Origin of the sequence: Vibrio kagoshimensis (assembly GCF_050337535.1) — a bacterium.
GTDB classification, from domain to species: Bacteria; Pseudomonadota; Gammaproteobacteria; order Enterobacterales; family Vibrionaceae; genus Vibrio; species Vibrio gallaecicus.
This window is the reverse complement of record NZ_JAKJSZ010000028.1, coordinates 22,211-44,808: the sequence shown is the minus strand read 5'-3', so window position 1 is coordinate 44,808 and position 22,598 is coordinate 22,211. Positions and strand designations below refer to the sequence as shown.

20 protein-coding genes and 2 pseudogenes are annotated in these 22,598 nt (G+C 41.5%); 19 read left to right on the top strand and 3 right to left on the bottom strand.

Annotated elements, in window-relative coordinates:
* Positions 1 to 32: 32 nt before the first annotated feature.
* The 18 genes and pseudogenes from L4C37_RS20580 to L4C37_RS20495 all read left to right on the top strand — a co-directional run bounded on the left by L4C37_RS20580 (position 33) and on the right by L4C37_RS20495 (position 15,863).
* The gene (locus L4C37_RS20580) at positions 33 to 863 is read left to right on the top strand and encodes a beta-ketoacyl synthase chain length factor (protein ID WP_429769776.1); all 831 of its coding nucleotides are present in this window, start codon (positions 33 to 35) and stop codon (positions 861 to 863) included.
* On the top strand, positions 863 to 1,681 hold the full coding sequence (locus L4C37_RS20575) for a lysophospholipid acyltransferase family protein (protein ID WP_429769774.1): 819 nt from the start codon (positions 863 to 865) through the stop codon (positions 1,679 to 1,681). Before L4C37_RS20580 ends, L4C37_RS20575 begins: the two co-directional genes overlap by 1 nt.
* 65 nt (positions 1,682 to 1,746) lie before the next feature.
* Positions 1,747 to 2,007 (top strand): phosphopantetheine-binding protein, encoded by a 261-nt coding sequence (locus L4C37_RS20570; protein ID WP_137374826.1) that lies wholly within the window; start codon positions 1,747 to 1,749, stop codon positions 2,005 to 2,007.
* A 12-nt stretch (positions 2,008 to 2,019) separates the two neighbouring features.
* Entirely contained in the window at positions 2,020 to 2,277 is a 258-nt protein-coding gene (locus L4C37_RS20565) for an acyl carrier protein (RefSeq protein WP_137374827.1), read from the top strand.
* Positions 2,278 to 2,835, top strand: coding sequence for a COG4648 family protein (locus tag L4C37_RS20560; protein WP_429769771.1), 558 nt, complete (start codon positions 2,278 to 2,280; stop codon positions 2,833 to 2,835).
* 6 nt (positions 2,836 to 2,841) lie between these two features.
* Positions 2,842 to 4,239 (top strand): AMP-binding protein, encoded by a 1,398-nt coding sequence (locus L4C37_RS20555; RefSeq protein WP_429769769.1) that lies wholly within the window; start codon positions 2,842 to 2,844, stop codon positions 4,237 to 4,239.
* A gap of 65 nt (positions 4,240 to 4,304) precedes the next feature.
* Positions 4,305 to 4,667, top strand: coding sequence for an ApeI family dehydratase (locus L4C37_RS20550; protein WP_273297529.1), 363 nt, complete (start codon positions 4,305 to 4,307; stop codon positions 4,665 to 4,667).
* A gap of 46 nt (positions 4,668 to 4,713) precedes the next feature.
* Positions 4,714 to 5,470 (top strand): annotated as a pseudogene (locus L4C37_RS20545) (glycosyltransferase family 2 protein); the annotation flags it as partial.
* Positions 5,471 to 5,547: 77 nt separating this feature from the next.
* Positions 5,548 to 6,510 (top strand): annotated as a pseudogene (locus tag L4C37_RS20540) (lysophospholipid acyltransferase family protein); the annotation flags it as partial.
* A complete protein-coding gene (locus tag L4C37_RS20535; protein WP_429769766.1) occupies positions 6,488 to 8,032 on the top strand; it encodes an HAL/PAL/TAL family ammonia-lyase in 1,545 nt (514 codons plus the stop codon). The pseudogene L4C37_RS20540 and the gene L4C37_RS20535, both read left to right, overlap by 23 nt.
* Before the next feature lie 89 nt (positions 8,033 to 8,121).
* Positions 8,122 to 8,571, top strand: a complete 450-nt coding sequence (locus L4C37_RS20530; protein ID WP_429769764.1) for an acyl-CoA thioesterase — start codon at positions 8,122 to 8,124, stop codon at positions 8,569 to 8,571.
* Between the two features lie 16 nt (positions 8,572 to 8,587).
* Entirely contained in the window at positions 8,588 to 9,250 is a 663-nt protein-coding gene (locus tag L4C37_RS20525; protein WP_429769762.1) for a LolA family protein, read from the top strand.
* Positions 9,222 to 11,579, top strand: coding sequence for an MMPL family transporter (locus tag L4C37_RS20520; protein ID WP_429769760.1), 2,358 nt, complete (start codon positions 9,222 to 9,224; stop codon positions 11,577 to 11,579). Before L4C37_RS20525 ends, L4C37_RS20520 begins: the two co-directional genes overlap by 29 nt.
* Positions 11,580 to 11,689: 110 nt before the next feature.
* The gene (locus L4C37_RS20515) at positions 11,690 to 12,274 is read left to right on the top strand and encodes a DUF3261 domain-containing protein (protein WP_429769784.1); all 585 of its coding nucleotides are present in this window, start codon (positions 11,690 to 11,692) and stop codon (positions 12,272 to 12,274) included.
* 2 nt (positions 12,275 to 12,276) lie between these two features.
* On the top strand, positions 12,277 to 13,464 hold the full coding sequence (locus L4C37_RS20510) for a beta-ketoacyl-[acyl-carrier-protein] synthase family protein (RefSeq protein ID WP_429769758.1): 1,188 nt from the start codon (positions 12,277 to 12,279) through the stop codon (positions 13,462 to 13,464).
* Positions 13,457 to 13,921: a hotdog family protein gene (locus L4C37_RS20505; RefSeq protein WP_137374837.1), complete on the top strand. Its 465-nt coding sequence runs from the start codon at positions 13,457 to 13,459 to the stop codon at positions 13,919 to 13,921. Before L4C37_RS20510 ends, L4C37_RS20505 begins: the two co-directional genes overlap by 8 nt.
* Positions 13,918 to 14,643: a 3-ketoacyl-ACP reductase FabG2 gene (locus L4C37_RS20500; protein WP_137374838.1), complete on the top strand. Its 726-nt coding sequence runs from the start codon at positions 13,918 to 13,920 to the stop codon at positions 14,641 to 14,643. Before L4C37_RS20505 ends, L4C37_RS20500 begins: the two co-directional genes overlap by 4 nt.
* On the top strand, positions 14,640 to 15,863 hold the full coding sequence (locus tag L4C37_RS20495; RefSeq protein WP_429769755.1) for a beta-ketoacyl-ACP synthase: 1,224 nt from the start codon (positions 14,640 to 14,642) through the stop codon (positions 15,861 to 15,863). The genes L4C37_RS20500 and L4C37_RS20495 overlap by 4 nt, the downstream gene beginning before the upstream one ends.
* Before the next feature lie 103 nt (positions 15,864 to 15,966).
* Here the strand turns inward: L4C37_RS20495 and gltX are convergent, their stop codons facing one another.
* From gltX to chiP, 3 genes are all read right to left on the bottom strand, one after another.
* Positions 15,967 to 17,394: a glutamate--tRNA ligase gene (gene gltX / locus L4C37_RS20490; protein WP_429769753.1), complete on the bottom strand. Its 1,428-nt coding sequence runs from the start codon at positions 17,392 to 17,394 to the stop codon at positions 15,967 to 15,969.
* 110 nt (positions 17,395 to 17,504) lie between these two features.
* On the bottom strand, positions 17,505 to 18,119 hold the full coding sequence (locus L4C37_RS20485) for a YccT family protein (protein ID WP_137374841.1): 615 nt from the start codon (positions 18,117 to 18,119) through the stop codon (positions 17,505 to 17,507).
* 100 nt (positions 18,120 to 18,219) lie between these two features.
* Positions 18,220 to 19,335: a chitoporin gene (gene chiP, locus L4C37_RS20480; protein WP_137374842.1), complete on the bottom strand. Its 1,116-nt coding sequence runs from the start codon at positions 19,333 to 19,335 to the stop codon at positions 18,220 to 18,222.
* 496 nt (positions 19,336 to 19,831) lie between these two features.
* Here chiP and L4C37_RS20475 point away from each other — a divergent pair, with 496 nt between their 5' ends.
* On the top strand, positions 19,832 to 22,570 hold the full coding sequence (locus tag L4C37_RS20475; protein ID WP_429769782.1) for a heavy metal translocating P-type ATPase: 2,739 nt from the start codon (positions 19,832 to 19,834) through the stop codon (positions 22,568 to 22,570).
* The last annotated feature ends 28 nt before the right edge of the window (positions 22,571 to 22,598 follow it).

Here is a 22,598-nt window from a genome sequence, read left to right as displayed (position 1 = left end):
ATTTAGTGAGACACAACGCAAATCAATACTCTATGTCAAATCCATCTAAAATAATCTCGTTTAATATTGAGAAATGGGCAGCACACGCGCCTGGGCTCAACACAAAAGAAGAGTGGCAATGCTGGGCTACCGATATAAATAGCTCATGCAATGGCGAAAATAGCCAAAGCAAAAGCGTGACAGAATTTAAAGCCATCCCAGCGATGATGCGCCGGAGAATGAGCGTTCAAAGTAAACTTGCCGTTCAAACTGCCCTCTCCCTTTTACAAACGCCACCGTCAATGCATGACGATGATAATTATTCCGATACTGCCGGTATTGATTATCTTATCTTTGCTAGTCGTCATGGAGAACTTCACCGAACGGTCGGTCTCATTCAGAGTATTTTAGAAGGTGAAGACGCCTCACCAATGGCTTTTTCGCAGTCGGTTCATAATACAGCTGCAGGCTTAACGACCATTGCCGCCAAAGCGCCTATCCCCCTAACATCAATATCGTCAGGGCAAGATACTTTTCATAATGCACTTATTGAAGCCGCTATTTACTTACAAGAACAGCCAAACCATAAGGTTTTGGTTATAGACTTTGATCAACCATTACCAACCATCTATTCCGAGTTCGAAGATCAGAGTTTTTCTGATTATGCATTCGGGTTAGTAATATCTTCTGGCGAGCAGTATCACTTATCTCGCTCTGTAAATCGCCCAATTAGTCACTCAGAACTCGAATCTAAGACCCAAAGTTCACCCGATGATACGTTTCGTAAACCTCAAGGCATTCTGGTACTGCAGAAAATTCTATCTGATTGTGACGCTTGGAGTATTTCAGGTCAAAATCTAGCTTGGCATTGGGCAAAAAATTAATGAGTATCCCCCCTCCAAACACTAAAAAAACTAACCATGCCTCATTACTTTCACGGGTACTAAAGCGTGCAAATCAGTATTGGCGAGTATTGGCTACAGGCTTGTGCTTTAGTATCTTTGGAATTGGAGGCCTTCTACTAAGCTTTTTAGTTGTTCCAATAATTGCCGCTTTATCTTCAAGTATTACTGAAAGAGAACTAAGAGTTCAGCGACTCATTCGTTTTTCTTTTAATAGTTTTTGCAGAATAATGAAGTTCACGGGTGCGATTGATTACGAGTTCATCGGCACAGAGTTATTGCAACAAGACAGAAATTGTTTGATCGTTGCCAACCACCCAAGTCTAATCGATTATGTTCTGATAGCTTCTCAACTTCCACAATGTGATTGCCTTGTCAAAGCTGCGGTTTGGGCTAACCCATTCATGAAAAGAATCGTTCGAGCGGCGGGTTATATACCAAACCATTCACCAGAAGATCTACTGGAACGATGTGAAGAACGTTTTCAACGTGGTAATGTGCTGCTGGTTTTCCCGGAAGGAACACGCACCCCCCCCGGTATAGAACCATCACTTCAACGTGGCGCGGCTCAAATTGCAACAAGAACTCAGACAGATTTACGGGTAATACACATTACCGTTTCACCAAGCTTCTTAACGAAAGAAAAAAAATGGTATCACGTACCGGACACGAAACCCTTTTTTCATGTCGAAGTGAAAGGTAAAATAGAAATTACTCCTTTTATTGAGGATGCAAATAATCTGACTTCTTCGGCTAGGCAACTTAACCGACACTTGTCAGAAACAATATTCCCTCAATAAAACATTTTTAGAAGTTCAGTATTGAATTAAATATTATAACGATTAAATAAAAGAAGTAGGCAAAAGTGGAAACATTACACAACGAACTCAAACAGTTGATTATTGATGCGCTAAACCTTGAAGATATGAGCATTGATGAAATTGAAACACAAGCGCCATTGTTTGGTGACGGTCTAGGGTTAGATTCCATTGATGCATTAGAGCTAGGTCTAGCGATCAAGAAAAAATATAACATCATGATCGATGCTGATGATACGAATACTCGCCAGCACTTTGCTTCAGTAGAAAACTTAGCAAACTACATTTCATCTCAAGCAAACAACTAGACAGAATTTGTTATGACAGAAATAAACAAACAAGAAGTCTTTACCCAAGTAAAAGACGCACTCATTGAGTTATTCGAATTAGAAGCCGATGACATTACAGGTGAAGCGCACCTGTACCAAGATTTAGACTTAGACAGCATTGATGCCGTTGATCTTGTTGTGCACTTACAAAAAGTGACAGGCAAAAAGATTAAGCCCGAAGAGTTCAAAGCCGTTCGTACTGTAAACGATGTGGTTGAATCTGTAGCTAATCTATTAAAGGACGCATAAATGCGTTCTGTGCTGACTGTGCTGTCGGCAATTATCCTATTTACCTATCCAATAGCGGTGTATTTCGGACTAAATAAGTTTGGTTTACAAGCTGTTGGATTGGTTTTAGTCGTTATGTTTGTATTGCGAATAGCAACAGGAAGCCAAGCAAAAATCAAAGAGCTAAAACATTTAGCTTGGATAAGTGGTTGTGCGGGAATTGCCCTACTTTCTTTAGGTATTCTTTTCAAGCAACATGGCTGGCTGACGTTCTACCCAGTTATCGTAAATGCCTGTATGTTAGTCGTATTTGCTCTTAGTCTTTGGCAGCCGCAGACCATTATTGAGCGCCTAGCAAGACTGCAAGAGCCCGACTTACCTCAAAGTGGTATTGATTACACTCGTAACGTAACCAAAATCTGGTGCTTGTTCTTTGTAGTCAATGGATCTATCGCGCTTTACACCTGCTTCCAACCTCTCGAGGTATGGACTCTGTATAACGGTTTAATCAGTTACCTACTTGCTGGGTCTTTATTCGCCATAGAGTTTTTTATTCGACAACGTCTTCGCAAGAGTTAACTCGCTATGCCAACAACTTCTCATTACTGCTCTTTGAGTGAACTCACTCGAACTTCCAGATCCCCTGATTTTGCTGTCTGTTTTGATGATAACCACATCAAAACTTGGCAAGAGTTAACTCACGACACTCAATTTTTGATTGGCTTCCTTGAGCAAAATCACTATCAAAAAATTGCCCTTTGCACACAAGACAGTTACCTATTCACGTGCATGTTTTTAGCGAGTGTCATCACTCAAAAGCACATTGTGTTACCGGGAAATGTTCAGCCAGCAGCTCTAGATGAACTGTCAGAGCAGTTCGACTGCCTTATGGTAGATGACAGCGTTGCCACGATACCTAATGAGAAGATAAGCATATTCAATATTTCAGCATTGCTGGAAACGAAAGAATTCGCCAATCCAATAGAATCTTTTCCTCTCAATCAAGAATTATCTCTCAATTTAGTTAAGCTAACTTTGTTTACTTCTGGCTCTAGTGGAGCACCAAAAGCGATCCAAAAAACGTTGGTACACATTGAAAACGAGATAAATGAACTAGAGGCAACTTGGGGAAAGCTTCTCGATAACTCCCAAGTCCAAAGTACGGTTTCTCATCAGCATATTTATGGCTTATTGTTTCGCGTACTTTGGCCCTTATGTGCAGGAAGAGCGTTTGCCCGTCATAATTTGGACTACCCAGAACAAATCATGACTCACGCAACCAAAGAAACCACTTTAATTAGTAGCCCTGCACTTTTAAAGCGCATGACAACTGAGTATTCTCCAAAACATATTCGTTGCGTATTTTCTTCAGGTGGTCCATTAAGCTTTGATTCTGCTCAGCAATCTAATCAGCTTTTAGGCTCGTTGCCTATTGAAGTATATGGCAGCACTGAAACTGGCGGCATAGCCTTTCGTCAACAATGGGACATTTCCACACCATGGCAGCTATTTGATTGTATCGAAGCAGCTTTAAACAGTGAAAAATGCCTTAAATTAATCTCGCCTTACATCGATAAGTTTAATTGGTACCAAACCGCCGATGAGTGTGAAATGGTGAGCGATAGCCAATTCATTTTGAAAGGTCGAACCGATCGAATCATCAAGATTGAAGAAAAGAGAGTTTCTTTAGTTGAAGTCGAAAAACGGTTAGAGCAATTACCTTGGATCGATGAATGTGTTGTGATCCCTTTAGAAGAACCAGAACGTTTAATTTTAGCTTCAGTTATCGTGCTTTCTAATGAAGGGAGATCAAAGTTTGATACAATGAGCAAAGGCAAGTTCTGGTTGTTGTTACGCTCTGAGCTAAGAAATTGGTTAGAACCCATTGCCATTCCTAGGCGTTATAGAATCCTCGATGAGATTCCACTTAATAGCCAAGGAAAGCGTTTAATATCAGAAATAGAACAACACATAAAACAGTAAACTGACTCAGCTTTACCGAACTCGCTCAGTATCAACATCAGCTTCAAAGGCATAACAGCAAAATTATGGATAAAAGAAAGCCGGCAATCATTGCCACTAACACTGCAGACCAACAATCAGTTTTAACTCTGCATGTTGCCCATGATCTTCAAGACTTTGAAGGTCACTTCAAGCACTTCCCTATTTTGCCTGGCGTTACCCAAATCGACTGGGCGCTTTTTTATGCCATTCAAGAATTAGACGTTCCACCTAAATTCAAAGGTATGGAAGTCATTAAATTTCAAGAGCCTATTCTACCTGATTCAACCATCACTTTGTCTTTGTCTTGGGATACCAGTAAGCAGAAGTTGGCTTTTCGCTACACTTCCAATAATGGTGAACAAACTCATTCATCTGGAAAAATGAAGCTGGGTGAGAAAAGTGAATAACTCTACTCCCAATGACGAAGCTACCGTACCCAATGACCAAGCTACTATAATAGATATTTTAGAGTCTTACCGAGCCTGCTTTCTGATTCCTTGCTATAACCATGGCTCAACCGTTTCTAGTGTATTGGAGTCCTTAGGTGGCTTTAATCTACCCGTTGTTCTTGTTGACGATGGCAGTGATATTCATACCAAAAATATACTGCAAGAAGCTTCCCGACCCGCTCATATTTCTCTTGTTACTTTAAATGAGAACCAAGGGAAAGGCGGAGCAGTAAAAGCTGGGATAAAAAAAGCACATGAATTAGGGTTTACTCATGCCATCCAAATCGATGCTGATGGTCAGCATGATCTGGATACTTTGCCCAAACTACTGCAATCATCTCAAGCTCGACCTGAACACTTGATTTCAGGTAAACCGATTTACGATGATACTGTTCCTAAAGCTCGATTGTATGGTCGCTACATGACCCACATATGGGTATGGATAGAAACCCTATCTCTATCAATCAAAGACAGTATGTGTGGCTTTCGAGCCTACCCAATAGAAAAAACCCAGCACGTTCTAAGTAAGTACGATATCGGTTCAAGAATGGATTTCGATATCGAGATCTTAGTGCGCTTGTATTGGGAAGACTGCGAAATAGACTTCATCGATACCAAAGTCATTTATCCTGAAGGCGGAGTTTCTCATTTTGATGCCTTGTGGGATAACGTCAAAATTAGCTGGATGCACACTCGCCTATTCTTTGGCATGCTCCCACGAGCACCAAAGCTTATTGCTCGCCATTTTAAGAAGCCATCGACATCTAGCGTTAATGCAATTACACATAAGACGAGCAATACTAACACTGCAATATCTTCAGAAGACTCGAAAGGCAACGAGCCTCATTGGTCGAGAACACAAGAACGTGGAACTGTGCTTGGTATTAAGCTATTGCTTGCCATTTACACCCTACTGGGGCGTAAAGTATTTAACGTGATTTTGCGTTTAGTCATGCGTTATTACCACCTGACTGGCACTCGTGCACGTACAGCTTCCGAGCAATATTTATTTCAGTTAAAAGCTTACGCTGAACAACAAAATATAGAGCTTCCAAAAGATCTGACTAGCTACAACCATCTGCTGTCCTTCGGCCATACCATGCTTGATAAATTAGCTGCATGGAAAGGTGATTTTTCTGTCGATAACTTATCTATCCATGGACAAGATCAGTTTGAATCTATGGTTGAAAATAAGCAGGGAGTTCTGATTTTAGGATCACACCTAGGCAATATTGAATTGTGCCGAGCACTGGGTCGAAGACATTCACATATAAAGATCAATGCACTTGTTTTTACAGAACATGCTGAGCGCTTCAACTCTGTCATGAAAGCGGTCAACCCTAGCTCCGATCTTAATCTTATCCAAGTCAGCTCTATGGGACCCGATACCGCAATTCTTTTGCAACAAAAGCTAGAGCAAGGGGAATGGATTGTGATCGTCGGTGACAGAACATCCACCAGCAAAGAAAGTCGTTCTGTTTGGGCAAACTTCTTAGGTAAAGAAGCCCCTTTCCCACAAGGTCCTTTCATGCTGGCTTCCGTACTCAAAGCGCCTGTTTTTCTGCTCTTTGGGTTACGTGATGACAACAAAACAAAACCTCACTTCAACGTCTATTTTGAGCATTTTAGCGATAAGATCGTATTGCCGAGAAAGACTCGAGAACAATCATTGCAAGAAGTGGTTCAGCAATATGCAAACCGACTTCAACACTACACTTTAAAAGCCCCATTGCAGTGGTATAACTTTTTTAACTTTTGGACATTAAGCAGCCAGCACCATGACAACAAAGACACCAAATAACATCACTTTCGGTGCAGAGCGCCTGACTATTGAAGACGTTGTAGCGATCTCTCAAGGTGCTACCGCGAGCATGAACAACAGCCAAGAATTCACTTCAAAGATCGACCGCGGTGTGGCTTTCCTTGAACGTCTACTCAAAGAAGAAGGCGTGATTTATGGCGTAACAACGGGCTATGGTGACTCTTGTACTGTTGCTATTCCACCTAACTTAGTTGATGAACTGCCACTGCACCTGACTCGCTTTCACGGCTGTGGTTTAGGTGAAGTACTCAGCCATGAACAAGCTCGTGCAGTACTGGCAACCCGCTTATGCTCACTATCCCAAGGTGTATCAGGAGTGACTCACGACCTGCTTAACCAGATTGTCACTTTGATTAATAAAGACATTTCACCACGTATCCCTCAAGAAGGTTCCGTTGGTGCAAGTGGTGATTTAACGCCTCTTTCTTATTTAGCTGCCGCTTTAATTGGCGAGCGCGACGTAATTTACAAAGGGGAAGTTCGCCCAACAAATGACGTTTACCTAGAACTGGGGATTTCACCGATTAAGCTCAAGCCAAAAGAAGGCTTAGCGCTAATGAACGGTACTTCAGTGATGACAGCTCTAGCTTGTATCGCTTATAAACGTGCTGAATACCTTGCCCAGCTGTCTACCAAGATCACGGCAATGGTTTCCGTTGGCATGCAAGGTAACGATTTCCACTTTGATGAATCTTTATTCGCGGTAAAGCCACATCCAGGGCAACAACAAGTGGCAGCTTGGTTGCGTGATGATTTACAAGCTGAGCGCCCACCAAGAAACAGTGACCGCTTACAAGATCGTTATTCACTGCGTTGTGCTCCTCATGTTATTGGTGTAGTACAAGATTCTCTGCCGTGGTTACGTCAGATGATTGAAAACGAATTAAACAGTGCGAATGACAACCCAATCATTGATGGCGATAACGAGCGTGTTTTACACGGTGGTCACTTCTATGGCGGTCACATTGCAATGGCAATGGACACCCTAAAAACAGCGGTTGCTAACCTTGCCGATTTACTTGACCGTCAAATGGCGCAGTTGATGGATTACAAATTCAACAATGGGCTACCTTTCAACCTAACAGGTGCAGAAGGCGAAAGAAAACCGATTAACCATGGCTTTAAAGCGGTACAAATCGGCATTTCAGCATGGACAGCTGAAGCTTTAAAACACACCATGCCCGCTAGTGTTTTCTCTCGCTCTACTGAGTGTCATAACCAAGATAAAGTCAGCATGGGAACCATTGCAGCTCGTGATTGTTTACGTGTTTTAGAGTTAACAGAGCAAGTTGCTGCCGCCTCTTTATTAGCGGGTACTCAAGCGCTTGAACTGCGTAAGCGTCATAATGAATTAGATGAGCATCATATGAGTGAAAATCTAAAGCACATTCGAGATGAAGTGCTAAAAGAGTTTTCATTTGTTGTGGAAGACAGGCCGCTTGAAGGAGATCTTCGCCACTTCATTGGACGAATCCAAAGCCAACATTGGTCACTGTATTAAGCTAACGTGCTATTTATGAATAATATTACATTAGCCAATATTTCATTAACGAACATTCCATTAACGAGCCTTAGGAATTGAGAGTTCATATGTCTGAGATCCTTCATCCACTTGAAGCAGAAGTGACCATAGTGACATCTTTTCAAGATGCTGATCCTATGGGCGTTATCTACCATGGTAATTACTTTCGATTTTTTGAAGAAGTAAGACGCATCATGATGGATCAACTTCAGTATAACTATCTAGAGATGAAGGACTCTGGCTACATGTGGCCAATCATTGATACTCGAGTTAAATATGTAAAGGCGATCCCTTTTCACCATAAGATAAAAGTCTCAGGTCGATTAACAGAGTGGGAAAACCGTCTACGTATTGATTATGAGATTCACGATGCCGAAACCGGAGATCGTATGACTCGCGCTCATACTATGCAAGTTGCGGTTGATATCGAAAGTGAAGAGATGTGTTTTGCTTCTCCTTCAATTTTCATCGATAAAGTAACTTGTTGGCATCAAAATGGTTATGTGGAAAGCAAATAAAATGGTGACGCGCAGAATGATATTTAGACAAAACATAACCACTCTCTTTCTACCACTATGTTTAATTTTCTGTGCTTCTTTTAGCACATTAGCGACAGCTCAAGAGACAGAGATAAAGTCTTTAGAGCAATTACAAACGACTTTAAACCATCAGAATATTGTTCGTGGCAACTTTGAGCAAGTCCGTGAAGTCGCGATGTTCGATCAGCCACTTTCCTCACAGGGTTCGTTCGTTTTGGATAAAGATAACGGGTTGGTATGGGATCAAACCATTCCTTTTCCTGTAAAGCTGATCCTTACGGACAACAAGCTCAGCCAGAGATTTGCGGATCAACCCGCTCAAATCATCACAAATCAAGATAACCCAATGGCATTCTATTTTAGCCATATTTTTCTTGCCGTATTCCATGGTGATACAGAGCAACTGAAAGATCAGTTTGACCTATCCTTCACGCCTATGAATAACTCAGAGAGTGGTAACCAATGGAAGCTAGAACTTACGCCTAAAAGCGCGCCATTAAACGCTGTCTTTCGACGTATTGCATTGTCAGGCTCACAAGATATTCATTCTATCTCTCTTGAAGAAATTAGAGGAGATAGCACCACAATTCACTTTAGTCAGCTGACTCATCAACCACCAAGGCTAACCGATGCAGAAGCGCAACAATTTAAGTTCTAAGCTCGCCTTACTCTGGCTGATCATCGTTGTATTCTTTAGCGGATTGTTGATAAAGCAATTCGCTTTTTCACCTTCTATCCCTATTGAAACCAACATCCTTAGATTACTTCCTCAAAACCAGCAAGACCCAATTGCTGAGCAAGCTTTCCAACAAATTTCAGCTTCAATGAGTAATCAAGTAGTATTTATGGTCAGTGGGTCTTCTAAAGAAACGGCTATTTCAGCAGTGAAGCAGTTTGAACGAGATCTCCACCAGCTAAATCAGCGCATTAAACAGCCTTTATTTGAAGACATACAAGGGAAGATCAGCCAGCAGACACAAGCAAAATGGGCCGATTTTTATTTTCAGCACCGATCTCAGTTGCTCACCCCATCTCAACAAAAAATACTGGAGCAATCTCCAAGGCAGCAGACACAATATGTAATTCAATCTCTCTACAACCCTTTTTCAGGAGTAACGGCAACAGAACTTGCTAGTGACCCATTCTTGTTGTTTCGAGATTACCTAAGTGAAGTTGGCTCTCAATCTAGTAATTTTACTTTCAAGAATGGGTATTTAACCGTTACAAAGAACGAACAGTTTTACATATTGGTGACAGCTACTCTTAAAGAGTCACCTTATAGTTTACAAACTCAAAGTCACCTTTCTGAAATCATAGAGCTAAAGAAACAAGTCGAAGGTAAATTTGAAGTCGATATTTTTCATACCGGAGTCGTGTTCTATGCGGACTATGGAACGCAAAGCGCGAAGTCAGAAATCAGCACCATTGGTATTGGCTCATTAATCGGGGTTATTTTACTGATTTGGTTTACTTTCCGTAGTGCGCTTCCACTCGCATTAGCATTACTTTCCATTAGTACCGGATTGCTGGTTGCCTTAGCCAGTACTGTCGCCATATTTGGACAAGTACATCTTTTTAGCCTTGTTTTTGGGGCTAGCTTGATTGGTGTATCAATTGATTACGCTTTCCATTACCTCACCGATAGATTAGCGGCTGGGCAATCATGGAATAGCCAGAAAGGCTTAAAACACATATTCGTCGCTATTTCTCTAGGTTTAGCAACGAGCCTTGTTGGTTATCTTGGCTTGTTAGCTGCACCTTTTCCCGGCTTACAACAACTTGCCTTATTTTCATCAATTGGTCTAATCGCTGCTTACGTGAGCGTTGTATGTTGGTATCCAGTACTGGCTGAAAAACCAAGTGCCGATGCTCCTTTGCCATTAACCAAGATCTGGGCAATGTGGTTTTCGCTGTGGGATAAGCCCCAATTTAAGGTCATATTACCTTTTGCTTTATTCGTATTAAGTTTGGTTACTCTTACCCAAGTAAGCTACAACGACGACATTCGTCAGCTGCAAGCTATGCCGGACTCCCTTAAGCATCAAGAAGAATTGATTGCTTCTTTATCAGGCGTCAGTCAATCGCAAGATATGCTGTTAATCACAGAAGAAGATCCTCAATTACTACTGTCTAAAATTTCTCATGTCTCAAAAGATTTAGATAGATTGATTGAACAAGGAGTGATCACGGGTTATCAAAGCATTAATCAATATTTACCGACTATTGCAGAGCAAGAACAAAACCATCAACTTGTTCAGCAATTGTATCTATCACAGCAAGCCTCACTTCAATCCACGTTGGGCTGGAAGAAGTTTCCAGAGATAACACCATTTACCCCATTTAATGTACAAGATTTTTTAGCTTCACCTGTTTCAAAACCAGTGAAACCGCTTTGGCTTAACCCTATTGATGGTCTCTCAGCCTCTCTTGTGTTAATTAAAAGCATCCAAGATCCTGAAGTATTTCAAAACTGGTTAGCATCAAAAACAGCACATCAAGATTCAGAAAATAACCCAATCAGATATTTGAACAAAGCGAATGAAATATCTGATTTGTTTACTCAATATCGTACAAAAGTCACCGAGCTACTAGTCATCGCTCTGGCTGTGATTTTAGCTGTACTTTCCGTTCGTTATGGTTTCAAACATAGTGTACTCATGGTCACTCCATCGTTAATCGCAGGAGTCTCAGGATTAGCCATTACTGCGCTATTAGGTTCATCGTTAAACTTGTTTAATTTACTCGGGCTTATCTTAATTTTAGGGATAGGGATTGATTACACCTTATTTTTTGCTGAGCAGAAAAAGAGCCAAAGCACTTTATTAGCAGTCACCTTATCTTGCTTTACGACACTGCTGTCATTTGGGCTACTTTCTCTAAGTAACACCCATGCTATTCATAGTTTTGGCATTACTGTACTAACCGGGATTTTTGTTGCTTGGCTATTATCCCCTATGGCGTTACAGCGCCCTCAACAATCAGTATGAAAGCATAGGAACGAAGACTCGTGAGTGTGAAGATAAAAGACATAAAAACCTGGCGTATTATTCATTTCAGTTTAATAACTTGTATTGCGCTACTTCTAAACGCTTGCTCGATGAATGCTTTGCAGCCTAAAGGGTCGTCTGTCACGATAGAACCGGGCATTGATCTGACTTTACCTCAGCCTTATGAGTTAGGTTATTCAGTCACAGCTAGCCAACTGATCAGTGCGACATGGGAAGACAAAACTCATCAGTTACCCGTTCAGCTTCAAGTCGATGCAGATAAAGTCATTCTTGCAGGATTTTCTTCATGGGGAACACGAATTCTATCTTTGACATATCAAGACAATCAAATAGACACCGACATTCTCACCGGGTTAGATCAAACCTTGCCTCAACCAGAGCAGATCTTATTCAACTTAATGATTACACTTTGGCCAATAGATGCATGGCAGCAACCATTGCAAGCGATTGGGTGGTATATGGTAGAAACGAATGAGACTCGAAAGATATTTGATGAGAGCGACCACGCCATTATCGAAATCACTTACCAATACCCGGCAGATGCAAAACCAAGTGATACCCAACCTGACAAGTTAGCGAAAAAAGTGACCTTCAAGCACCTCACTCAAGGCTATAAAATTAAGATTCAAACCCTAAATTCAACCATCGTTAATCCGCCAATAAAGAACGAGTAACTATGCCTATTTATATTCATGACTGTGGTTTCCATTCCGCCCTTGGGTCACAAATCACAGATATACACCATCGTTTAGAAAGTGGTTACAACCCTAATATGGTTGAAGACTTACAGATTTTAAATGACGGAAAAGCGACGATTGTTGGTAGGGTTTCGGAATCATTACCGAGCCTTCCTGAGTATTTGCAAAAATTTAATACTCGCAATAACCGCCTTGCACTTTCAGCTTTGAAACAAATTGAGCCGACTATTGAGTTGATGAAAAAGCAATATGGGACAGATCGTATTGCTATCGTCGTGGGCACCAGTACCTCAGGCATTGCTGATGGTGAAACTGCCTTTAAGCACAAATTAGACAATGGACAGTTCCCTGGTGACTTTAGCTATTCACAGCAAGAGTTAGGCAATATCACAGACTTTTTAAGCCAGTATTACGATATTAATGGTCCTCACTACGCGATTTCGACCGCTTGTTCTTCAAGTGGGCGAGTTTTCTTAACTGCTCAACGCTTATTAAATTCGGGAATGGTCGATGCGGTATTAGTCGGCGGAGCCGATACATTATGTAAGCTTACATTGAATGGATTCCATGGGCTTGAAGCTCTGTCATCCACTTTATGCCAACCATTTAGTTCAAAAAGAAATGGCATCAATATCGGTGAAGCGGCAGCCTTTATGTTGCTGAGCAAAAATAAGCCAGCAAGTGATAGCAGACCGACTATTGCATTACTAGGCGCGGGTGACAGTTCCGATGCTCATCATATTTCAGCGCCCCACCCTGAAGGTAATGGAGCTGAACAAGCAATGAAAAAAGCATTGCATGCAGCTCAGTTATCTCCTCAAGATATTGGTTATATCAATGCTCATGGTACTGCGACCCCATTAAATGATTCGATGGAAAGCAAAGCAATACACAGAGTATTTGGGGCTAAAGTGCCAGTTAGTTCCACTAAACCTATTACTGGGCATACTTTGGGGGCAGCAAGTGCAGTCGAAGCCGCTATTGCGTGGCATATACTGAAGCACAACTTACCGCTTCCCTTACAAAAATGTCAGGATAAAGCTGCTGACATCGACATTGATTTGATAAACTGCCCACAACAAATAAAAAAAACAAATATCTTAAGCAACTCGTTTGCTTTTGGTGGTAACAACATTAGCCTTATTTTTGGTGTCGTAAATGACTGATATCCCTTCCATTGATGTTTTACTTCCTCACGATGCTCCAATGATTTTTATCGATCGAGCCATCAAGGTTGAAGATGAATCCATCCATTGCCAAGTCACGATTAGTGAACAGAATCTATTTTTTGATAAAGAAACCCAATCCATACCTGCTTACGTAGGCATTGAATTTATGGCGCAGTCTATCGCGGCTTGGTCGGGCTACCACGCACACCAAAAAGGAAAAGAAGCACCTATCGGATTTTTATTAGGTTCTCGGCGATATCAAGCACAGTGTGATGAATTTTCGGTTGGACAAACCCTAGATATTTTTGCAGAGCAATTAATGGAAGATAATGGCATGGCGGTTTTTACAGCAAACATTAAATGTGCTGGTGAACCATTGGCTCAATGTCAGTTAAATGTGTACGTCCCAACTCAAGAAAAATTACAAGAAATGAAAACTAGGAGCCAGTCATGACTCGTCAAGTACTCGTCACGGGTGCCAGCAAAGGCATCGGCAAAGCAATCGCCATTCAACTGGCAAAAGATGGATTTGAAATCGCCGTTCATTACATGGGCGACAAAGCAGGTGCGCAGGCAACACTTGAATCGATTAAAGCACAGGGCGCTTCAGGGCGCTTAATCCAATTTGATATCAGCAACCGAGCGCAATGCCGTGAAACCTTAGAAGCCGATATTGAACAACATGGTGCTTACTACGGTGTTGTAAATAATGCCGGAATTACCAGAGATACCGCTTTCCCAGCCATGACTGAAGAAGAATGGGATGGGGTGATTCACACCAATCTAGATAGCTTCTACAACGTTTTACACCCTTGTGTGATGCCTATGGTTCAAAAACGTAAAGGCGGGCGCATTGTTACTTTGGCTTCTGTTTCTGGGATCATGGGTAACCGCGGTCAAACCAACTATTCAGCGGCAAAAGCAGGTGTGATTGGTGCAACCAAATCGCTCGCACTTGAACTAGCTAAACGAAAAATCACAGTAAACTGTGTGGCTCCTGGTCTAATTGATACCGGAATGGTTGATGAGCATGTGAAAGAACACGCTTTACCGCAAGTTCCGCTCCGCCGTATGGGCGAGCCAGAAGAGGTCGCAGGGCTTGTCAGCTATTTGATGTCTGATATTGCTGGCTATGTGACACGCCAAGTAATTTCAGTGAATGGAGGCTTAGTATGACCCGCCGAGTTGTCGTCACTGGAATGTCAGGTGTCACCGCTTTTGGTAATGATTGGCAGCAAATCGAACCTAAACTCAAAGCTTGTGAAAATGCCACTCAGTACATGCCAAGTTTTGAGCAATATGATGGTCTAAACACCAAGCTTGCCGCTCCAATTGATGGTTTTGAGCTGCCAAAACACTACAAGCGTAAACAAGTTAGAGGTATGGGACGTGTGTCCCGCCTTGCTACTGTTGCGACTGAAAATGCTTTAGAGCAAGCCGGTTTAATCGGTCATGATATTCTCACTAACGGTGAAACGGGTATTGCCTACGGATCTTCAACGGGTAGTACAGACGCAGTTGGTGCATTTGGTGTGATGCTAAATGAAAAATCAACACGCGCAATTACAGCGACTACCTATGTTCAAATGATGCCGCATACCGCAGCAGTCAATGTCGGTCTGTTTTTTGGTTTAAAAGGTCGAGTAATCCCAACCAGCAGCGCATGTACATCTGGTAGCCAAGCCATTGGTTATGCCTATGAAGCGATAAAGCACGGTTACCAAACCGTAATGGTTGCCGGTGGTGGCGAAGAGCTTTGCCCGACAGAATCAGCCGTATTCGACACATTATTTGCCACCAGCCTTAAAAATGACACCCCGAAGACATCCCCTAGTCCGTACGACAAAGATCGAGATGGGCTAGTTATCGGTGAAGGTGCTGGCACGTTAGTTCTTGAAGAATACGATCATGCAGTAGCTCGTGGCGCCAAGATCTATGCTGAAATCATTGGCTTTGCGAGTAATTGTGATGCTGCTCATGTCACGCAACCTCAAATGGAAACCATGCAAATTTGTATGGAAAAAGCTCTAAAAGACGCCAAACTTCCAGCTGAGAAAATTGGGTTTGTTTCTGCTCATGGTACCGCAACAGACAAAGGTGACATTGCCGAAAGTAATGCAACGGCTAATATCTTTGGTGAAGTACCCATTAGCTCTTTAAAAAGCTACTTCGGGCATACTTTAGGGGCATGTGGTGCCATTGAAGCATGGCTAAGTTTAGAAATGATGCACTCCGGTTGGTTTAGCCCAACTCTGAACTTAGAAAATATAGATGAAAACTGCGGAAAGCTGGATTACATCACAGGTACTGGTCGAGAACTGGAAGTCGAGTACTTAATGAGTAACAACTTTGCTTTCGGCGGAATTAATACCTCAATTATTTTCAAAAAAATCTAATTCGAAAACTCTTTATTAATAAATAAAGAATGTTATTAGCAGACAAGAACAAAAAGGGGCAGTAACCGAAGTTACTGCCCCTTTTCTTTTATGTCATTGCAGATTAAGCGTTAGCTTCACGCTCAGCAATGAATTCTAGAGCCATCTTGATACGAGCAACAACGCGCTCTTTACCAATAAGTTCCATTACTGCGTCAACAGAAGGAGACTGACCACCACCGGTTACTGCTACGCGAAGTGGCATACCGATTTTACCCATGCCGATCTCTAGCTCTTCACATACAGCGGCAATAACACCCTCTTTGATGTTTGCAGTTGTGAAGTCTTCAAGTGCTTCAGCTTTCGCCAATGCTAGCTCTAGTGGACCTTTTGCTACGCCACGTAAGTGCTTCTTAGCTGCGCCAGCTTCAAACTCAGAGAAATCTTCGTAGAAATAGCGAGATTGCTCAGCAAGTTCGATAAGCGTATTACAACGCTCGCCAACTAGCTTAATCACTTCAGTGATTGCAGGACCATTAGCTGTATCAATCTTCTGCTCATCTAGGTGCCATTGTAGGTATTTTGCAACGTACTCAGGTTCAGAAGTTTTAATGTAGTGGTTGTTCAACCAAAGTAACTTATCAGTGTTGAACGCAGATGCAGACTTGCTGATCGCATTTAAGCTGAATAAGTTAATCATCTCTTCTTGAGAGAAGATTTCTTGGTCACCGTTAGACCAGCCCAAACGAACTAGATAGTTGTTTAGAGCATTTGGCAGGTAACCTTCATCGCGGTATTGCATTACAGAAACAGCACCGTGACGCTTAGAAAGTTTCGCACCGTCATCACCAAGAATCATTGCACAGTGAGCGAAAGTTGGAACTGGCGCGCCTAGTGCTTCATAGATGTTGATTTGACGAGGTGTGTTGTTGATGTGGTCTTCACCACGAACAACATGTGTGATACCCATGTCCCAGTCATCAACCACAACAACGAAGTTATAGGTTGGTGCACCGTCTGTACGACGGATGATCAGGTCATCAAGTTGGCTGTTTGAGATTTCGATACGACCACGAATTTGGTCATCAAAAACTACACTGCCTTCTTTCGGGTTGCGGAAACGGATAACGCATGCATCACCTTCGTTTGCAGCTTCGTTTGCTGCAACAATTTTAGGGTGGTTTGCATCGTAACGAGCCATTTCTTTGTTTGCTTCTTGCTCTTCACGAATTTCGTCAAGCAGTTCTTTAGATGCATAACATTTGAATGCTTTGTCTTCTGCAAGAAGTTTATCAACCATTTCATTGTAACGGTCAAAACGCTTAGATTGGTAGTAAGGACCTTCATCCCACTCCATACCCATCCATTGCATGCCTTCTAAGATCGCATCTACTGCTTCTTGAGAGTTACGCTCTAAGTCAGTGTCTTCAATACGAAGAACAAATTCACCGCCTTGGTTTTTAGCAAACAGCCAAGAGTAAAGTGCAGTACGTGCACCACCAACGTGAAGATAGCCAGTAGGGCTTGGAGCAAAACGAGTTTTAACCGTCATTTAAATACCTTAGAGATGGATGTGCAGCGATAAAATCAATACCAACTGCGGATACAAGGGTAAAAGTGGCGACATTTTACCACCCTAAGGCAAATCTACAATGCTAGAAATTACTTTAAATTACGCATCGCCCATTGCATGAATTCTTGCTGTTGCTCAGCATCCAATTTGGAAAAATCACTTTGCAACATTGCGACATTTTTTATCTCAGACATTGGTACTGTTTTCTTCACTTTTCCTGATACTTCATTTCCAGATTTTTGATTGTACTCAGCAACTTCTCTTTCAAAGTCTCTAAAACCTTGTAAACCACCTTTGTTCAACTGACCAAGTTCATACTGAACCGCTTCACCATTCTCAGCCGACAATGTGATAACCGGTGAACGTTCAAATTTTTTCGCATCTTCTATCGTACGAAATGTTGGGTAGTTAATGGATAACACTTGATCTGGCTGAGCTTCAAAACTCAATAGAATCGGTTGAGAATCGTATTTTCTGCGTTTTCCGTCTTCAAAAACAATTTGTCCAACGGTTAATGCCAATTGGTTTTTTCCATCTTCTAATTGGATAGTGTTTTGAGCGGTAAAGTGAGAAGCCGCAATAGCTTCACCGTTGAGAACTTGAGGAACCATCTCTTTTTGAAGTATTAATGTTCCGCTAGCCATAGCAAAGGAAGAAAATAGAAAAGGAATAGCACCAAGCAATAAAGATTTTTTTACAGTCATAATAATTACCAATTTAACGAGGAAAGGGCATGACATGCATACCCTTATTTAGCTTCACATCAATCTACAATGCTTTTCAAAAACATGTGTTAATTGAAGGTTAGAAGTAGTATTCAACACCTACAGAAAGCTCATCGTAATCTGCTGATTTCCAACGTTCACCTGTGTTGTCAATCGTTTCAGCACCGTCACCAAAGTCTAAAGTACGTGCACGAACATAAATAACCGCAGAAGGATCTACAAAGTACATCACTTGTGCAGAAATCACGTTGTCGTCTGTGTTATCAATTGTTTTGCCGTTACGCTCAAGTTCGAAGTTTGCTGCGTAGCCCAACTTGTATTGCCAATCACCAGTGGTGTACATCAAGCCAGCAGACATTGCGTCTTGCTTCTCATCTGTACTGCCAGCTGATGCTTCCATCATTTTATATTGTGCAAAGAATGAAATGCCGTTATCAAACCAACCTTGCATACCAACTAAGTAAGTATCGTTCGACCAATTAGCTCCTTCAGACACAATATTACGGTTTGCTTCATACGCAGCATCAAATTGGATCGGACCTAATTTGTAGTGTGCCGCTAAACCACTCCAGTAATCATCCCCTTCACCTAAACCAGCTTTATCACCAGCACCTACAGCAACATCAAATGACAGCGCCTCGTTGTACATTGGGCTATCCCAACGAATGGTATTTGATTGACGATCTTGATACTTAGCTCCACCGATCGCACCACCCCAGTCATATACATCACCCAAACCTGGGTTAGACGCAGGCCAATCGACTAATTCGTACATAGGTGTTAACACACGACCTAAACGAACTTGACCTAGTGATTCACTTTCGAAACCAACAAACGTATCACGCTCACCAAGACCAGCACCTTCACCACCGAAGCTTGGATCTACATAACCACCTTCAATTTGCCAAATAAACGTTGGACCAAAGTTTGCGAAATCTTTCTTACCGCGGAAACCAATTCGTGATTCGTTATTTAGTTGTGTCCCGCCTAGATTGTCATCTGTTGCGCTAACGCCAGAATCGTAATCACGATAAGCCGCTTGCATTGCAATGATGCCGTACACTTCATAAGAAAATGAGTCTTTCGTTAAATAGTTTTTTGCTGCATCGCTGTTTGCGCCTTCGGCAAATGCTGCGCCACTGAACATCAGCGTTGAAACTGCTGCACCTAGTAATGTCTTTTTAAAAGTAGACATAAGATTAACCCCTATACATTTTTTTAATTTTTATCGTTTATCACTAGCCTTGAAGGAAACCATCCTTGAAAATCAGTGTCTTAAACGAACGTTCTATTTATGGACGAGGCAAATATGGCAAACTTTTTTTTTGTAGAAAAACATTCAAATACCAAATCAGATCTGCATCAAAATACGATTTTCTAAAAAAACAAAAAACCTTTGAATACTTTGTTTTGAAGGTTTTATATAAAAAAAAATGACGTTAATTAAATTTTGACGAGTGATTTAGATCACTAAAAACCTTAAATAATTAGAAATTTATAGGTTGATATCACGTAAAAAAAATTGTTATTCAGGGAACTTTATATTCATTGATAAGGAATTTTGAAGTCACTCGCAATGCTAAAACCAGCAAGAATGGGCTTTGGGGCGATTTTGACGTTTGTTTTCAGTCACTCATTTTGTAATTAACTGTGTAGATTAGTTTGACCTTCACCTAAGGGTAAGGTTTAAGCTGTGTGTAAATGAGGTCTGGAGAATCAAGATGAATCACTATGTAACAGTATTAAGTGGGCTTAACTGCATGGGTTGCGTGGGAAAACTACGAACGCATTTAGAACAGCTGCCAGCTGTATCTATCAACTCAATTACGGTTGATTCTATCGATATTTCAACCACATTAAGCTTTGTCGAAGTATCTAATGAAGTGAAGTCGCTGGGTTATCAACTTGGTCACTCATGGCATTTAACACTATCTGGTTTGAATTGCGGTAAGTGTGTCAATAAACTCAAAAGTGCCTTTGATTCAGAAAGCTTAATTTATGATTTGAACATCACGACCACTGAGTTAATGGTTAAATCCTCCCTATCCGAATCTCACATCATTTCCACAGTTGAAAATGCTGGTTTCAGTGCTGTCACTTATTACGAGCAAGAAGATAAGTTGGTATCTAAAGAACTAGATGATAGTAAGCCGGAAGAAAAGCTCACTCTCCCTCAAGCCGATAATCAAAGTTTTCATTTATTATTACAGGGAATGACTTGTGCTAGCTGCGTATCTTCCGTTGAAAAATCAATATCAGCAGTACCTGATGTTGATAAAGTTCAAGTGAACCTAGCTGAGCAAACCGCCCTTTTATTCACATCAAAAAGTAGAACTGAAATAGAAAACCTCGTAGTGAATGCCGTTTCAGCTGCGGGGTATCAAGCTCAGTTTGTTGATGATGCACAAACACAACAGCAGAAACAAAAAGAACAGCAAGCTTTAGTTCAAGCTGCATTTTACAAGAATGCTTTCTACGCCTTGATGCTTGGTGCTCCCCTCATGCTTTGGGGAGTATTTGGCGGCAATATGATGATTAGAAATCCAACCGACCAAATCATTTGGGGGATTATCGGAATACTTTGCTTCATTCTTCTCGCAACTTCCGGAAGAAGTTTCTTTAAAAATGCACTTCAATCACTACGCCACCAGCGCGCTACAATGGATACTTTAGTTGCGCTTGGTACTGGGGCAGCTTGGTTTTATTCTATGTTGGTTGTGGTTTTTCCTTTTTGGTTTCCTGAAGCCTCGCGTCATGTCTATTTTGAAGCCAGCGCGATGATCATTGGTTTAATTTCACTTGGTCACTACATTGAAGCTAAAGCGAAAGCGCAAACGACCCAATCGCTGCAAGCACTCATCAATCTTCAACCACAAAAAGCGACGGTAATCATTGATGATAAGGAGCAAGTCGTTCCTTTAGAAGCCATTCAGGTTGGAATGACACTTAGAATCAAGCCAGGTGAGAAAATTCCGGTTGATGGAAAGGTCCTCACTGGTGAATCTTATGTTGATGAATCCATGCTGACAGGTGAACCTTTACCAAGTGTGAAAAAGGTTGGAGATTCTATTTCAGCAGGAACCATCAATAACGATGGCAGCTTGATTATTGAGGCTGTCGGGGTAGGTTCAAGCACTATGTTAGCTCGAATAATCCAAATGGTGCGCCAAGCGCAAAGCAGTAAGCCTGCCATTGCCAAATTAGCGGATTCGATTTCTGCCATTTTTGTACCTGTTGTTGTCGCTATAGCACTTTTTTCTGCTTTCATTTGGTTTATTTTTGGTCCACAGCCAAGTGCGAGCTATATGTTAGTGGTGTCTACCACTGTTTTAATCATCGCTTGCCCGTGCGCTTTGGGTTTGGCTACTCCCCTTTCAATTACAGTCGGTGTTGGTAAAGCGGCCGAATTAGGGATCTTGATAAAAGATGCCGATGTCTTGCAGTCGGCAAGTAAAGTGGAAGCGGTTGTCTTTGATAAAACTGGCACGTTAACTCAAGGTAAGCCAACCATTCAGAAAGTATTCCCTTTTGGTGTTTCCGAATCAGAATTAATGACCATGGCTTATTCAGCGGAAGTGGCTTCCGAACATCCTTTAGCAAAAGCGATCTGTCAATATGCTCATAATTTGAACCTAGCATTATTGCCTGCTCAAAATTTTTCAAATGAACGAGGGAAAGGGTTGCATGTCATTATTGATGGTCAATCAGTCAATGTCGGATCTTTCAATTATTTAACTCAGTTAAACATTGAAATGGACCATGCAAAACCAGCAATCAATGAATGTGACCAGTCAGCTTGGAGCCCAATATTTATTGCCGTAGATAACCAACTGATAGGCGTTGTAGGTATCTCAGACGCTTTAAAAGATGAGAGTAAAATTGCGATTAAGCAGTTGAAAACGTTAGGCATCCATTCTGTTTTATTAACTGGTGATAATTCAATCGTCGCTAAGGTAATAGGTAAAGAATTAGGCATAGATGAAATTATTGCTGATGTTTTACCAGAACAAAAAGCAGAACATATTATTCGCTTACAAAATCAGTACCAACATGTCGCAATGGTCGGTGACGGTATCAATGATGCTCCAGCTCTTGCTCAAGCTAATATTGGTATCGCGATGGGAAGTGGTAGCGATGTGGCTATCGAAAGTGCCCAGATGACGCTTCTTAATTCTTCTCCCCTTGCGGTTATCAATGCGATTGAACTTTCGCAAGCAACGGTTAAAAATATGAAGCAAAACTTGTTTGGGGCTTTTGTCTACAACTCTTTAGGGATCCCTATTGCTGCTGGTGTACTTTATCCATTTTTCGGATTTTTACTCAGCCCCGTTTTTGCCGGTGCGGCTATGGCACTATCTTCTATTACTGTAGTCACCAACGCAAACCGGTTGCGGTTATTTAAACCGACAAACAATCATTCAAAATCATAAGCTTAACCATATAAAATCAATTCAGACA